We start from the raw sequence: 15,127 nt of genomic DNA on the forward strand, positions 1-15,127 counted from the left end.
GGTGCTAAACGCAAAGGATGTTCTCAAGCAAATTCAGCAGCTAACTATTGACATGATTGAGTCTGGACTTTGTGATGCACAAAATTTTCCTTCCTCAACGCAGAGTACAGGCGGAATTACTGAAATCGGAATTAGCTCAGCCGAAAATTCTATATTTTTAAAAAATATTTCGTATGCTGAAATGTACGCAGAGCTTTTAAGTAGGAAACACTACAATCTGAAAATGATAGATGGTGCATTAATTACATTGCTATACCGCTTTCAAAATGAAAATTTGATTGCACACCGTTTATCATTTTTCCCTGCCCCCAATCTGGAAGTGTTTCAGAATGAACCTGAGCTTTATATGCAAGATGAGCTATATCTTGAATTTCTGGACAAAAGAATAGTTACAGTGCCATTAAGGTTTGATTTTGACTCTGGTGATGCATTTGTACCGGTAGAGCATCCCATGTCACATTTGACTCTTGGTCAATACGAAAACTGCCGGATACCCGTTTCATCAGCTATATCCCCATATCAATTTATTTCGTTTGTCATGAAAAATTTTTATCGCACGGCACAAACTGTAAGTTCTTGCGAACTAACATCGTTTCCAGATAAATTTCCATTGACGATTCTGCCTGAAGAGAAAACTCTTGTTCATGTTTGCACGCCCGTGTGATTGGAAAACTAATAAGCATATTCGATATGCTGCCATCTTTTACAACAAAACCGACTGCTATCTTTATGGCAGTCGGTTTTGTTGTAAAAACGAAGTTATTTTCTCTTTTTGCTTTTTATTCGATGGGGTGATTGTAGTCGGGCTTTCCCCCTCATGTTGTTGGGATTTTTCAGCAGCCTGGACAGGCTCAGTATCCGCATAAACGCCGAGAAATCCTCGGACGCAATCTTGTCAAAGGGAATCTGCATCTGGTCACAGAACTCGTGGATTACCCGTTCCTCATTACTGCCCAGCTGCATGGCACGGTCAAATTTTTCCTTGACCTCCGTGAAAGTTGGCTGCGGATCAGCGGTAGTGCGGTCGGTGACATGGGCCTGACGAATATCCTGAACGATACTGTCCAGATCATCATGGATCGTGTGGCTGAAAAAGTCACTCTCCTGCACCTGTCCCAGCTCCAGCGTGCGGACATAAAGGTCGTTATCCCCTGGCGCATGGCTGCGGATTACTTCCTGCCGGGTGGCCTCCAGCACCAGATTCATCTGGGCAATCCGCATATCGGCGATCCGGTCAACGAAAATCTCAATATCCGTCATCAGCCGCTGAAAATTCTCATGTGTGGCAATCTCACACAGCAGCCGGTTGTTGATTTTTCCACTGCTCAATAATGTAACCATATCATCACTCAAATGCAGGGCCTGAAGCTCTGTGTTTGGGTGATTCTTATTTTCCGATAACCCCATCAGGTAATCGGTTGACACCCCATAAAATTCCGCCAGCGTAGCGATGGCAAAGGGGCTGATGTCCTTATAATCGTCGCTTTCGTATTTGCTGAGAGCAGATTTGGAAAGCCCGGTCTGCTCGGCCAGCTGCTCCAGCGTCAGGTGCTTATCCACCACCCGCAAATCCTTTAATCGTTCCGGGATAGACAATTTTGTGCGCATCTAAACTCCCCCTCTCATCAGGAAAATCCTGCCGTTTATGACCATTATACCATGAATTCCATAAGCGTGGAAATATGCTGCTTTCAAGCCATTTTCCATCGTTTTGGACATACGGGAGGGGGCCTGTTTTTTCGGTAAAATGAGTTTTGTCAGGAGACACAGAACTTTGAAAATTGAATGACCGGTCTGCGTGGGATATGCTCCCTGGGGATGTAGCGCCAAGACTTCCGGCAACTGACCGGAACGAGCGTACCAACGGGAACAATACGCTGCTGTGAGATTCGGCAGAGGAACGACACCAGAATAGCCCGGCAACTAACACAAATAAACATCATTCTTTTTAGGAGGTTGATTTTTATGAAGTTGAGTATCCGAGAAAAGAAAGTACTGTACGACTTTGCCTGTCCCAACCACCACAACACGGTGACACGGCTGAAATGGCTGACCGCCCTGACCGTTGATCCGCAGGCCAAGCACCGGATGCTGGAACTGGCCCGGAAGATGGAAACGGAGATGGAAGAAAGCTGGTACACCGGCTTTTATCATCAACTCCGTGTAGAGATGGACGAGTATTACCGTGCCAAACGCCGCCTGCGTTTGGTAAAGGAAAACAACGAGTATGAGGAGGATCTGTATGACGAAGCTGTCTAAGTATGAGAAAGAAACCATTATCAATTGGAACGAGGCGGAGGATACCGCCAGTATCTACACCTTCAACGCCGATCTGAAGCGCAGACTGGCCGAGTTCAGCCGGAAGTATCCCCAGCTGTGCCGGTTGGAGCGCAGCACCCCGGAGGGCAGCGTGACCTATGTGATGGACAAGTCCCGGCTGTCCATCCGTCTGGTGCCGCCGTACAGTGAGGAGCGGCTGGCCGCTGCCAGAGAATACGCCAAACAGCACGGATTTCAGGTCTTGCGGACGGACAAGGAGAGCGCCTGAAATCAGGTCAATTCACGGGAAAACAGCGGGTCTGCACCCGGTATTTTTGCGGTGAATTGGTATTGTGATACCCCGGTATCCTCCCCGCCGGGAAAAGCGACAAAAGGAGCATTCAGAGCCGGAGGAGCTGACAGAAACCGCACAAGCGGTGGAAGTCAGCTTCTCCGGGCAGGAGTACAGAGGGATGCAATCCCTTTGTGCTGGGTACAGGGGCGCAGCGCCCTGTTGGGGTCAAGGGGCAAGGCCCATTGGCGGGTTGAGGGCAGCCGCCCCATCGGGTCAAGGGTGAAACGCCTTGCCCAGGGAGAGTTGATGCCTTGCGTCAACTCGTACTGGGTATTACCTGACGCAGAAATCCGCAGGTTTGGCGGCTTCGCCGCTGCTCCCCTTCGAGAAAAATCAGCAGAGATTGGAGGGATGAAAATTGAAACTGACTCGGCATAACGGACGCTCTGGCAAGCATGGCACCTATAATCCCCGGCACAATGACCGCCGGTTTGATGTGGAAAACAGCGAACACATTGATGCCCAGCGAGCTAAGAAAAATGTGTATTGGGACTGCTACCGTGGTTTTACTACCTCAGAACTTCGGGAGAGCTCGGAACAGCCAGATTTCAGCTTTGAAGAAATTGAGCGGATGTATTACTACGAGCATTATTCCGACCATGTGGATGCCCAGAATGCCCGAAACGAGAAAACACGACACACCGAGCGCAACCGCACCGTGGAGGACTTGCTGAAAAACAATAAGACCTGCCCGGAGGAAAGCATCTACCAGATTGGCACCATGGAAGAATCCATTCCACCGGGTACTCTGGCACTCATTGTCAGCGAATTTTACGAGGAGTTTGAACGGTGCTTTGGTTCCCATATCCACATTCTGGACTGGGCGCTGCATCTGGATGAGGGTACGCCTCACATCCACGAGCGCCATGTGTTTGACTGCAAAAACCGGTATGGGGAGTTGTGTCCCCAGCAGGAAAAGGCGCTGGAGGAACTGGGCTTTGAATTGCCTGATCCGAGTAAGCCCAAGGGCAAACACAACAACCGCAAGCAGACCTTTGATGCAGTATGCCGGACGCTGCTCTTTGACATCAGCCGCAAACATGGGGTGCATCTGGAGCAGGAGCCGTCCTATGGTGGGCGGGCGTATCTGGAGAAGCAGGACTACATTCTGATGAAGCAAAAGGAGCAGTTGGCTGCCCAGGAACAGAAGCTGGAGGAGCTGACCCTGAAAATCGAAGATGTGGAAACACTGGTGGAGGAGGTTTCGGATATTGCCTATGACAAGGCGGTGGAGGTTGTCACCGATACTGTCCGACTGGAAACCCACAAGGAGGATCTCCGACTGGTGGAGGAAACGAAAAACTGGGTACTCTCGCCAGAACGGAAAGCGCCGCAAAAAGAGCGTGAGTATGCCGCCGCCCGGTTGGATGGGGTGATTTCAAAAATCAAAAACGCCATGCAGTCAGCCCTGTCAAAAATCCAGAAGAAGCTGATGCAGCCGGAGGTCAAGCAGGCTGGTAAACAGCAGATTCAGGAAAAGGCCAAGGAATCCATTCTTGCTTTCCTGAAAAAAGCCAAGCAGGATAGCGCACAGAGAGAATCCAACCGGAAAAAGCAGCAGGAAAAACAGGATATGGAGCTTTAAGGCATCTGATTTTGCGAATAAATCAGATGCTTTTCTCTTGAGGAGGTGAGAAACATTGAACAGCGAATCGCAGAGTTTAGTGCCTGCAACCCAGCAGGCCGAAAGTGAGGAATTGACCGTTGATGAAGTGCGGGAAAGCCTTTCCACAACAGAAAAAGGACAACCGGCCAACACCATTGGGAATTGCCGCACGGTGTTTTGCCAAGATCCGCTTTTGCGGGGCGCAATCCGGCTAAATCTGCTGACCGACCGTGTAGACATTGTACGGAATCTGGGCTGGCGCAGAAGCACCAGTGCCTTAACCGATACCGATGTCAAATATCTGCTTCTTTATTTTGAGCAGAACTACGGTTTGACCAGTGAAAAGAAGCTGATGGCGGCTCTCTCCATTGTGGCAAACGAAAACTGCTATCACCCCATTCAGGATGTGCTGAACAGTCTGGTGTGGGACGGAAAGCCCTGGATACGCTCCTGCCTGCATCACTTTCTGGGGGCAGACGAGAGCGACTATGTGGAAGAAATGCTCAAACACTTTCTGTTGGGAGGTATCCGCCGGGTGTTCCATCCAGGTTCCAAGTATGAGGAGCTGCTCTGTCTGGTGGGCGGCCAGGGAGCTGGAAAGTCCACCTTCTTTCGATTCCTGGCTATACAGGATGAGTGGTTCTCTGATGACCTAAAAAAGCTGGATGATGACAAGGTGTTTGCCAAGCTGCAAGGCCACTGGATCATCGAGATGTCGGAGATGCTGGCCACCAGCAACGCCAAGAGCATCGAGGAAATTCGCTCCTTTATCAGCCGCCAAAAGGAAACCTACCGCACCCCCTATGAGACTCAGCCCAAAGACCGGCTGAGGCAGTGTGTGTTTGGTGGTTCATCCAACACGCTGGACTTCCTCCCCCTTGACCGGGCCGGAAATCGCCGGTTCCTGCCAGTGATGATTTACCCGGAGAAAGCGGAAGTTCACATTTTGGAGGACGAAGCCGCTTCCAGAAAATATCTGTTGCAGGTGTGGGCGGAGGCTATGACCATTTACCGCAGCGGAGAGTATTCCATGAAGTTTTCAAAGGAGATTCAGAAGCAGCTGGTGGAAGTTCAAAAGGATTTCATGCCAGAGGACACCGAGGCCGGGCAGATTCAGGGCTTTCTGGAACACTACACCGGCAATGTGGTCTGCTCCAAGCAGCTGTTCAAGGAAGCGTTGGGACACGCCTTTGAGGAGCCGAAGCGTTGGCAGCTGCATAACATCAATGAGATCATGAACACGGTGGTGACGGGCTGGAAGCCTTTCTCCAATCCCAGGATGTTTCCGGGCTATGGGCGGCAGCGTGGCTGGGAACGGGAGATTTCCGACAACGAACTGCCCGACAACGAAAGTGGATTTGTGGAGCTGAGTGAGGAAGAAGTCCATCAGCTGGAACTGCCAAAGGAGTGGATTGCCTGATTTACAGGGCTTGTTGCCCGGTTGGTTGTCGGTTGGTTGCTGACTTTGTTGCCGTAAAAATGGGGGTATGGACACGATAAATGCCCATTAAGCAAGGCTTTTTGGTGGGTATCTGTTCTCTGACAACGAAAGCAACGAGATTTCACAAGAAAATTTGAAAAGTAAGAAACGATGGCCAGACGATAGGTTGCAGGTTTTTCGGAGTCCGTTGCCGGACTTCGTTGCCGGATGCCCTTTGTCTGGCTTTTCTGATCTATGGAGGTAGCCTATGGAGAAAACCCAAAAACAAGAAAACAAGCAGAGCAAAAAAGTAAAGTTTATCGTGGTGCGGGAGTTTTCCGGTGAGAAAACCATGCAGGAAGCCTTCGAACAGCTCATTGAACGGCAAACCTGCGAACACTTTGAAGAATGGCTGGAACGCAAGGCAAGCTGAGGGTATTTGTTGAAGAAAAAACAGGGGCATGGTATAATATGTATATCGTGTCCCTGTTCATAGAAGGAGATTGCTATGAGCAGGAAAAAACAAGTCAATCAGAAAATCACAGCTCTCTATTGCCGTATTTCTCTGGACGATGGCGGCGATAACGAGAGTATGAGTATCAGCAACCAGAAACTTATGCTCCGGGACTTTGCCGAAAAAAACGGGATGTTCCAGTATGAGTATTATGTGGACGATGGTTACACAGGCCGTAATTTTAATCGCCCAGCTTTTCAGCGTATGATTGCCGATATTGAGGCCGGTAAAATCGGTTGTGTCATTACCAAAGACCTGTCCAGACTGGGAAGAAATTATATAGAAGCCGGCAGCTATATTGAAATCTTCTTCCCTAAACACAATGTCCGCTATATCGCCATTACGGATGGCGTGGATAGTTTGACCCGTCAGGAAATGGACATCACGCCCTTCAAGAATATCCTGAACGATATGTATAGCCGGGATATTTCCAAGAAGGTGCTGGCGGGGCGTATGACCCGTTCCCGACAGGGAAAGTTCTGTGGTGGACAGCCTCCCTTGGGGCTAATGCGTGACCCGGAGGATCGGGGGCATTTGATCCTTGACCCGGAAACTGCGCCGGTGATTCGCAAAATCTATGACCTGGCACTGGATGGCTGGGGCTGTATGCGGATTGCCAAGCAGCTGATGGAGGACAAGGTTCCCATCACCAGAGTAAAAGGAAATACCGCCTGCGATGTTAACTACTATGCGTGGGGCGGCGCAAGAATCAGCCATATCCTGCGTAACCCCTTTTATAAAGGCGCTCATCTGGTTTGCCGGACACACCAGAAAGGGATTCGCTCCAACACCTATGACATTATTCCCCGTGAGGACTGGGAAATCATTGAGGACTGTCATGAGGCGATTGTGACACCGGAGGAATGGGAACAGGTGCAGGCAATCGTGGATCGCAGGCCCCCTATTATGAAAGGCAATGCCTGCCCCTTCTACAACTTGTTCCACGGCATTATCTACTGCGCCACCTGTGGGAAATCCATGCAGGTACGGTATGAAAAGGTCGGCAGAACTGGAAAAAACCGCTTTACCGGCGAGATGCGGGAACCGATTGACAAGGCGTATTATATCTGCCAGACCTACAACCGGCTGGGTAAAAACGCCTGCACCAGTCACAAGATCGAAGCCAGGGATTTGTATAATCTTGTCCTGAAGGACATTCAGGAACTGGCAGCGATGGCGTTCAAAGATGCAGATGCCTTTTATCAGCGGTTGAGCAGCCGGATGGAGCGCCGGTATATGGCGGATGCTTCCGAGATGCAGAAAGAGCGTGAACGCCTGGAAGCCAGAAACCGGGAAATTGACGATATGTTCCTGAGTCTTTACACGGACAAGGCCAAGGGTGTGCTCTCTGAGCAGCGGTTTATGAAGTTGACCACCGCTATGGAGCAGGAGCAGGAAGAAAATCAGAGCCGGTTGCAGGAACTGATGCGAATGCTTCAGCAGTCTGATGCTCAGGAAAGTGAAGTCTGTACCTTTATCCGGGAAATTCGGCGGTATGCCACCATTCAGGAGCTGGATGAAACCGTACTGAACCGCCTGATTAACCGTATTCTGGTGGGTGAAGTCAAGAAGGTTGATGGTCAGAAAGTTCAAGAGGTCAGGATCATTTACAACTTTATTGGAGAAATTTTTTAATTGCTAAAGTTTCATTTAACATCACGTTAGAGTAATGGTCAAAAATGGTGCTAAGATTCAGGTTAGGCTGGTGAACAAAGTGATTTTCAATGAAATATATGATCCACTAATAAAATTTGAAAAAATTGATGTCACGGGTGTACGGCGTGAATGTCATGGATTGCAGATAGCTAAGAATGAACGAACCTGCATGTTTTGTGCTCAATCATATCCAGATGTTAAATTTTCCAAAATTGCTCATGCAGTTTCGGAATCTATAGGTAATAAAACATTATTTAATCATTTCGAGTGTGATAAATGTAATTCTGCATTTGGACAAAAATTAGAGGACGCATTTGGTAAATATATTGCTCCATTCAAGTTCGTTTCTCAGATAAAGGGGAAAAATGGGACTATTACTATTAAAGACATGCCAGAAGATAAAGAGTTATCGTATAAAACTTATCGACTAGAAAGAGGAAGTGGTAGTGATTCGGATAAAAATTACTTCCCACAGGACTATATTATTGAAAAAAGTGGAAGAGGAATTTTCCGAGAAACAGAAGAAGGATTTGCAATTGAGATTCCGAGGAACAGATATAATCCACGCTTGGTGTATGCTGCATTGCTAAAAATGGGATACAGTTTGCTTCCTATTGATTTGTGGGATGAATATGTGATAGGTATTACATCTTTGGGATTATATGTAAGAAATGAACATCCGTTTGACAATAATACTGAATCAGAAAAATATATAAACGGTTTGCCAAATAAAGGAATACTAGCACAATTTCCGGGAATTAACCCCCTGAACGGAGTGTCTGCATTTTTGTATCAAAGGAATGAAAAAGCTCCCTGCGAGTATACAAAATTACTTTTTAGATTGGACTTTTTTAATTTTTCCATCCTCATTCCTATTGTTTCTGATAGAGAAACACAATGTTCTAAATTTGTTATCCCTGCTTTTCAAAATAATCCCAGCATAAGTGTTATTGACTTTTCAAAGGAGGAAAAGATATATACTGCGTACTTTTCGGCCGAAAAAATACCGATTGAAAAAAATATGAAAGAAACATTGGCTTTAGAGTTACGAGAAAGAGGCTTGCTCAAAAAGCCTTAGGTAGAAAAATTTTTCCTTAATTATTTAAAGCACCTTTATTTGTGGCGATTTTTCAATAAATATTCTATGTATTTCCCCCTTCTCTAAATGAGGAGGGTTTTTTTTTGCCCTTTTTTGAATTCATCACTTGACATTGTGGTAAAGAGCTTATGAGCCAGGATGAACTGGCCGTCATGGACGGCGGCAAGTGTATCCTCCAGCTGCGCGGTGTGCGGCCTTTCCTCTCGGACAAGTACGACATCACCAAGCACCCCAATTACCCGTACACCGCCGACGCGGACCCCAAGAACGCCTTTGACATCGAGGCGTTCCTGTCCACCCGGCTCAAGCTCAAGCCCAACGAGGTCTACGATGTGTATGAAGTAGACGCAGAGGGCGTGTAAATCTGTTCCGCTGTGAAAGGAGTGATCTTATCTACCCGCCTCAACCGCCCCGGATGGGGCCATCGGCGTACAAAGCGGACAATCACCAAAAAATAATGAAAAAAGGAGGACAGCCGGAATCAGGCCCCGGAAACCGGGTGCCGATTGTTCCGGCTTTTGTATGCCTATGAATGACTAAATCAAACTTTTCAAATGATTCCGGCTAACTATAATTTATGGCATTTTTCAATCAGGCTATCACCGTTCTTCAGACCCTCGTTATCGCTCTGGGCGCTGGTCTCGGCATCTGGGGTGTCATCAACCTGCTGGAAGGTTACGGCAACGACAACCCCGGTGCGAAAAGCCAGGGCATGAAACAGCTGATGGCCGGCGCGGGCGTCGCCATCGTTGGCATGGTCCTCGTACCGCTGCTGTCCGGCCTGTTCACCGTCTGATCGTACCCCGCTGAAATCCTCGTCCCCTCCCGCGCACAGCGGGAGGGGCTGAAAGGAGGTTTGACACCGTATGGATTTCTTATTGGATGCCCTGACCAACTGGCTGAAAGAGATGCTGGTGGGCGGCATCATGGGAAACTTAACGGGGATGTTCGACAGTGTGAACCAGCAGGTCGCGGACATCGCCACGCAGGTGGGCCAGACCCCGCAGGGGTGGAACGGCAGCATTTTCAGTATGATCCAGAACCTTTCCAACTCCATCATGGTGCCGATTGCTGGCGTGATCCTGGCCATCGTGATGACGCTGGAGCTGATCCAGATGATTACCGACCGCAACAACCTGCATGATGTGGACACCTGGATGATCTTCAAATGGGTGTTCAAGTCCGCCGCCGCGATTTTGCTCGTCACCAACACCTGGAACCTCGTCATGGCCGTGTTCGATATGGCCCAAAGCGTGGTGGCCCAGGCGTCCGGCATCATCGGCTCGGACGCTTCCATCGACATCTCCGCTGTTATGACCGATATGGAGTCCCGGCTGATGGATATGGACCTGGGGCCGCTGTTCGGCCTGTGGTTCCAGTCGCTCTTTATCGGCATTACCATGTGGGCGCTGTATATCTGCATTTTCATCGTGATTTATGGCCGTACGATCGAAATTTACCTTGTCACGTCGGTGGCCCCCATCCCGATGGCGACCATGATGGGCAAGGAATGGGGCGGCATGGGCCAGAACTACCTGCGCAGCCTGCTGGCCCTGGGCTTCCAGGCGTTTTTGATTATCGTCTGCGTGGCGATCTACGCCGTGCTGGTGCAGAACATCGCCACCGAGGAGGACATCATCATGGCAATCTGGAGCTGCGTGGGCTACACCGTGCTGCTTTGCTTTACGCTGTTCAAGACCGGCAGCCTGTCCAAAGCCGTATTCAACGCACATTGACCCGGAGGGAGGGAATTTACCAATGGCTTATGTACCCGTACCCAAAGACCTGACGAAAGTCAAAACCAAGGTCGCGTTCAACTTAACCAAGAGGCAGCTTGTCTGCTTCGGCTGCGGGGCGCTCATCGGCGTGCCGCTTTTCTTTTTGCTCCGGGGGCCTGCTGGCAACAGCGTGGCGGCCATGTGCATGATGCTCGTCATGCTGCCCTTTTTCATGCTGGCGATGTATGAAAAACACGGCCAGCCCCTGGAAAAGATCATCGGCAACATCCTCAAGGTGGCCGTCATCCGGCCCAAGCAGCGCCCCTACCGCACCAACAACTTCTATGCCGTGTTGGAGCGGCAGGCAAATCTCGACAAGGAGGTGTATGACATTGTTCGCGGCAAAGACAAAGCGGCAGGCCGAACCGGCAGAGCCGCAGACCAAACCCCGGCGTAAGCTGACCCGCGCCGAACGCAAACAAATCGAGGCAGCGATTGCCCGCGCCAACCGCACGGGCAAAAAGGAGCGGTCCGCCCAGGACAGCATCCCCTATGAGCGGATGTGGCCGGACGGCATCTGCAAGGTGGCGGATGGCCGCTACACCAAGACCATTCAGTTCCAGGACATCAACTACCAGCTCAGCCAGAACGAGGACAAGACCGCCATCTTTGAAGGCTGGTGCGATTTCCTCAACTACTTCGACAGCTCCATCCGTTTCCAGTTGTCCTTTTTGAACCTGGCGGCGTCCCAGGAGACCTTCGCCAACAGCATTACCATCCCGGCCCAGGGGGATGACTTTGACCCCATCCGGGTGGAGTACACGCAGATGCTGCAAAACCAGCTGGCGCGGGGCAACAACGGCCTTATCAAGACCAAGTACCTGACCTTTTCCATCGAGGCCGACAGCATCCGCTCCGCCAAGCCCCGTCTGGAGCGCATCGAGACCGATGTGCTGAACAACTTTAAGCGGTTGGGCGTGGCCGCCGAGGTTCTGGACGGCAAAGCCCGGCTGGCCCAGCTTCACGCCATCTTCCACATGGACGAGCAGGCGCCCTTCCAGTTCGAGTGGGACTGGCTGGCTCCCAGCGGCCTTTCCACCAAGGACTTTATCGCGCCGTCCGGCTTCGAGTTCCGTACCGGCAAGCAGTTCCGCATGGGAAAGAAGTACGGGGCCGTCAGCTTCGTGCAGATTCTGGCCCCGGAGCTGAATGACCGTATGCTGGCGGACTTTCTCGATATGGAAAGTTCCCTCATTGTGAATCTGCACATCCAGTCGGTGGATCAGGTGAAGGCCATCAAGACGGTAAAGCGGAAAATCACCGACCTGGACCGCAGCAAGATCGAGGAAGTGCGCCCAGATAGGGCATTGTGTAGTGTAGCGTAAGGGACTACCCCGTAAGATAACGCGGGAAACAACCTGCCTAACCGAAAGGCGAAAGCTGAAACGGGAACAGAGCACGGCAGGAAAGCGGTAAGTCACCGAAAGACAGTATGGTGCGACTGAACCGCCATGTTAAGCGGATACGAGGATGAAGTTGGGTTTACTGATACGCAAGTTTCTAATTTCTGTTATCTTCAGGCGGAGGAAAATGTCTGAAACCTCTGTCATGAACGCAATGGATGATGTTCTTCCATCCATTGGTTATCTCAATGTTCATGAAATCTGTAGGAGAACCTATGGCAAGGAAACGAAAGCGCATACCGACAATCCGCATTTCCCTACACACAATGTTAACTGGGGATACCCTACACAGGAATGCCTGAAAGGGCTATGGCTGTAGAGCCTGAAAATCCTGCAAGGGTACGGAGCGCTCGTAGTAGTTTGAGGCGGTAATGCCGTCCACATGGCGAAGGAGCGCAGTTATTGTGTACTAAAATGGAACGTTGATTAGGGAGGAAAACCTCATTGCAGCCAACAACTGAAATTTTAGAAAGAATCAGCAAAAACTCATTGACCCATAAGGAAGAAGTCTTTACAAGACTGTATCGCTATTTGCTGCGTCCCGACATTTACTATCAGGCGTATCAGCGCCTGTATACGAATAAGGGCGCATCCACAAAAGGTGCCAACCAGGATACGGCAGACGGTTTCAGCGAAGCCAAAATTGAAAAAATCATTCAATCTTTGGCGGACGAAACTTATCAGCCTACGCCAGTAAGGCGGACTTATATTGCAAAGAAAAACAATCCGAAAAAGAAGCGTCCACTGGGGATTCCAACCTTCACGGATAAGTTGGTTCAGGAAGCGCTCCGCATGATACTGGAGGCGATTTATGAGCCGCTTTTTCTGGATTGCTCCCATGGATTTCGACCGAAGCGAAGCTGTCACACGGCCTTGGAAAAATTAAAGTACCAATTCGGCGGTGTGCGCTGGTTTGTCGAAGGAGATATCAAAGGGTGCTTTGACAATATCAACCACGAGGCACTGGTGGGATTCATCGGCAACAAAATCAAAGATGCGCGTATTGTGAAGCTGGTCTACAAGTTCCTGAAGGCAGGATATTTGGAGGACTGGGTTTACCACAAAACCTACAGCGGCACTCCGCAGGGCGGGATTCTCTCGCCGCTGCTGGCAAACATCTATCTGAACGAGCTGGATCAATTCGTCATGAAATTAAAGGATGAATTTGAGACACCGGAAAAAGGGCAAATTACCCCGGAATATCGTGCACTGCACAACAAAATCAAAAATCTTTGCTACCACATTGACCGAAAACAGGGGGTGGAAAAGGAGCGTATGATAGCTGAGTGCAAAGTGCTCCGCAAACAACTCCTGAAAACTCCCTGTACGGCGCAGACGGATAAAAAGCTCAAATATATCCGCTATGCAGATGATTTTATCATCGGTGTAAAGGGCAGTAAAGAGGATTGCCAGTGGATTAAGAGCAAACTCGCCGAGTTCATTGGACAAACACTGAAAATGGAACTCAGTGAAGAAAAAACGCTTATCACCCACAGCAGCCAATGTGCCAGGTTTCTGGGTTTTGATGTCCGTGTCAGAAGATGTGAGAAGGTGAAGCGCAACAAGAAAGGCGCCAAAATGCGGACGCTCAATAACCATGTGGAACTTCTCGTCCCATTCGACGATAAAATCCACGATTTTATTTTCTCGAAAAAGATAGCGATACAGAAAAAGGACGGGAAACTGTTTCCCGTTCACAGGAATTCTTTGCTGCGAGCCACAGATCTTGAGATTGTCACAGTTTACAATGACGAGCTGCGGGGCATTTGCAACTACTATGGGATAGCCAGCAACTTCTGTAAATTGAAGTATCTGTCTTACCTCATGGAATACAGTTGCTTGAAAACACTGGCAGCAAAGCATAAAAGCAAAATCTCAAAAGTTGTCGCCATGTATAAGGACGGAACCGGCGAATGGGGCATCCCATACGAAACAAAAAAGAAATCCAAACGCCGTTATTTCGCCAATTATATGGACTGTAAAAATGCAAAAAATCCAACAGACCAGATCAGCAATGCAGCCATTATTTATGGTCAGTCGGTGACAACACTTGAGAAACGCTTGAAAGCAAGGGTCTGTGAACTATGCGGCACGACGGAAAGCGAACATTACGAAATCCACCATATCAATAAGCTGAAAAACCTCAAAGGGAAGGAACCGTGGGAAATCGCAATGTTGGCCAAACGCCGGAAGACGCTTGTGGTTTGTGAACGGTGCCACCATCTGATTCACAACCAATGAGTTTACGCTGAACAAACAATGACAGAGCCGTATACTCCGAGAGGGGTACGTGCGGTTCCCGGAGAGGGTGATGCAAACCTGCTATCGCAAGATGGTAAGGCGGTGTCTCCCTACTCCACCAGAAAAAGGCCGTCCGCGCCGGGTATGACATGGACATCATCCCGTCCGACCTTGCCACCTACGGGGCCGAGGCCAAGAAGCTGTTGCAGGACCTGCAAAGCCGCAACGAGCGGATGTTCCTGGTGACGTTCCTGGTGCTGAACACCGCCGACAATCCCCGCCAGCTGGGCAACAACATCTTCCAGGCCAGTTCCATCGCACAGAAGTACAACTGCCAGCTGACCCGGCTGGACTTCCAGCAGGAGGAAGGCTTGATGTCCTCTCTGCCGCTGGGGCTGAACCAGGTGGAAATTCAGCGGGGGCTGACTACCAGCTCTACCGCCATCTTCGTGCCGTTCACCACCCAAGAGCTTTTTCAGAACGGAAAAGAGGCGCTGTACTACGGCATCAACGCCCTGTCCAATAACCTCATCATGGTGGACCGCAAGCTGCTGAAAAACCCCAACGGCCTGATTCTGGGTACGCCCGGTTCCGGCAAGAGCTTTTCGGCCAAGCGCGAGATCGCCAACTGCTTCCTGCTGACTTCGGATGATGTCATTATCTGCGACCCGGAGGCCGAGGTGCGACACGAAGTCGCGTAATGTATTGCGTGTAAACGCTGCTCTATCCATTTGGAGTAACCCTACTGTGACCTGCACTGGTCAAAAGCCAGCGTTGGGAAGCTCACAGGACAATA

General features: G+C 49.8%; 13 protein-coding genes and 3 pseudogenes. 15 read left to right on the forward strand and 1 reads right to left on the reverse strand.

Features of this window, described 5'->3' with window-relative positions; all coding sequences use genetic code 11:
* Window position 1: 1 nt before the first annotated feature.
* The gene (locus tag B5E67_RS12135) at window positions 2–664 is read left to right on the forward strand and encodes a DUF2290 domain-containing protein (protein ID WP_164488722.1); all 663 of its coding nucleotides are present in this window, start codon (window positions 2–4) and stop codon (window positions 662–664) included.
* A gap of 95 nt (window positions 665–759) precedes the next feature.
* On the opposite strand, the gene B5E67_RS12140 is transcribed toward B5E67_RS12135, so the two are convergent.
* Window positions 760–1,608 (reverse strand): helix-turn-helix transcriptional regulator, encoded by an 849-nt coding sequence (locus tag B5E67_RS12140; RefSeq protein ID WP_087385507.1) that lies wholly within the window; start codon window positions 1,606–1,608, stop codon window positions 760–762.
* A gap of 357 nt (window positions 1,609–1,965) precedes the next feature.
* Here B5E67_RS12140 and B5E67_RS12145 point away from each other — a divergent pair, with 357 nt between their 5' ends.
* The 14 genes and pseudogenes from B5E67_RS12145 to B5E67_RS12210 all read left to right on the forward strand — a co-directional run.
* The gene (locus B5E67_RS12145; protein ID WP_087385508.1) at window positions 1,966–2,259 is read left to right on the forward strand and encodes a hypothetical protein; all 294 of its coding nucleotides are present in this window, start codon (window positions 1,966–1,968) and stop codon (window positions 2,257–2,259) included.
* Window positions 2,243–2,548, forward strand: coding sequence for a molecular chaperone (locus tag B5E67_RS12150; protein ID WP_087385509.1), 306 nt, complete (start codon window positions 2,243–2,245; stop codon window positions 2,546–2,548). Before B5E67_RS12145 ends, B5E67_RS12150 begins: the two co-directional genes overlap by 17 nt.
* 424 nt (window positions 2,549–2,972) lie before the next feature.
* Window positions 2,973–4,199, forward strand: coding sequence for a serine/arginine repetitive matrix protein 2 (locus tag B5E67_RS12155; protein WP_087385510.1), 1,227 nt, complete (start codon window positions 2,973–2,975; stop codon window positions 4,197–4,199).
* A gap of 79 nt (window positions 4,200–4,278) precedes the next feature.
* Window positions 4,279–5,640, forward strand: coding sequence for a virulence-associated E family protein (locus B5E67_RS12160; RefSeq protein WP_343286526.1), 1,362 nt, complete (start codon window positions 4,279–4,281; stop codon window positions 5,638–5,640).
* A 268-nt stretch (window positions 5,641–5,908) separates the two neighbouring features.
* The gene (locus B5E67_RS15740) at window positions 5,909–6,073 is read left to right on the forward strand and encodes a hypothetical protein (protein WP_164488372.1); all 165 of its coding nucleotides are present in this window, start codon (window positions 5,909–5,911) and stop codon (window positions 6,071–6,073) included.
* A 75-nt stretch (window positions 6,074–6,148) separates the two neighbouring features.
* Complete coding sequence (locus tag B5E67_RS12165) at window positions 6,149–7,789, forward strand: recombinase family protein (protein WP_087385512.1); 1,641 nt, start codon at window positions 6,149–6,151, stop codon at window positions 7,787–7,789.
* A gap of 70 nt (window positions 7,790–7,859) precedes the next feature.
* On the forward strand, window positions 7,860–8,888 hold the full coding sequence (locus B5E67_RS12170) for an HNH endonuclease (protein WP_158098898.1): 1,029 nt from the start codon (window positions 7,860–7,862) through the stop codon (window positions 8,886–8,888).
* 137 nt (window positions 8,889–9,025) lie between these two features.
* Window positions 9,026–9,271, forward strand: a pseudogene (locus B5E67_RS12175) (conjugal transfer protein TraG); the annotation flags it as partial.
* Window positions 9,272–9,486: 215 nt separating this feature from the next.
* Complete coding sequence (locus B5E67_RS12180; protein WP_002576350.1) at window positions 9,487–9,705, forward strand: Maff2 family protein; 219 nt, start codon at window positions 9,487–9,489, stop codon at window positions 9,703–9,705.
* A gap of 70 nt (window positions 9,706–9,775) precedes the next feature.
* Window positions 9,776–10,645 carry a CD0415/CD1112 family protein gene (locus tag B5E67_RS12185; protein WP_002576349.1) on the forward strand — a complete coding sequence of 290 codons (870 nt, stop codon included), beginning with the start codon at window positions 9,776–9,778 and terminating at the stop codon, window positions 10,643–10,645.
* 22 nt (window positions 10,646–10,667) lie between these two features.
* On the forward strand, window positions 10,668–11,084 hold the full coding sequence (locus B5E67_RS12190) for a PrgI family protein (protein ID WP_007045884.1): 417 nt from the start codon (window positions 10,668–10,670) through the stop codon (window positions 11,082–11,084).
* Window positions 11,014–11,976: pseudogene (locus B5E67_RS12195) on the forward strand (conjugal transfer protein TraE); the annotation flags it as partial. The gene B5E67_RS12190 and the pseudogene B5E67_RS12195, both read left to right, overlap by 71 nt.
* A gap of 558 nt (window positions 11,977–12,534) precedes the next feature.
* Window positions 12,535–14,331, forward strand: a complete 1,797-nt coding sequence (locus B5E67_RS12205; protein ID WP_087385514.1) for a reverse transcriptase domain-containing protein — start codon at window positions 12,535–12,537, stop codon at window positions 14,329–14,331.
* 119 nt (window positions 14,332–14,450) lie between these two features.
* Window positions 14,451–15,011, forward strand: a pseudogene (locus tag B5E67_RS12210) (conjugal transfer protein TraE); the annotation flags it as partial.
* Window positions 15,012–15,127 lie beyond the last annotated feature (116 nt).

It is taken from the genome of Faecalibacterium sp. An122 (assembly GCF_002160895.1).
Taxonomy (GTDB): Bacteria; Bacillota; Clostridia; order Oscillospirales; family Ruminococcaceae; genus Faecalibacterium.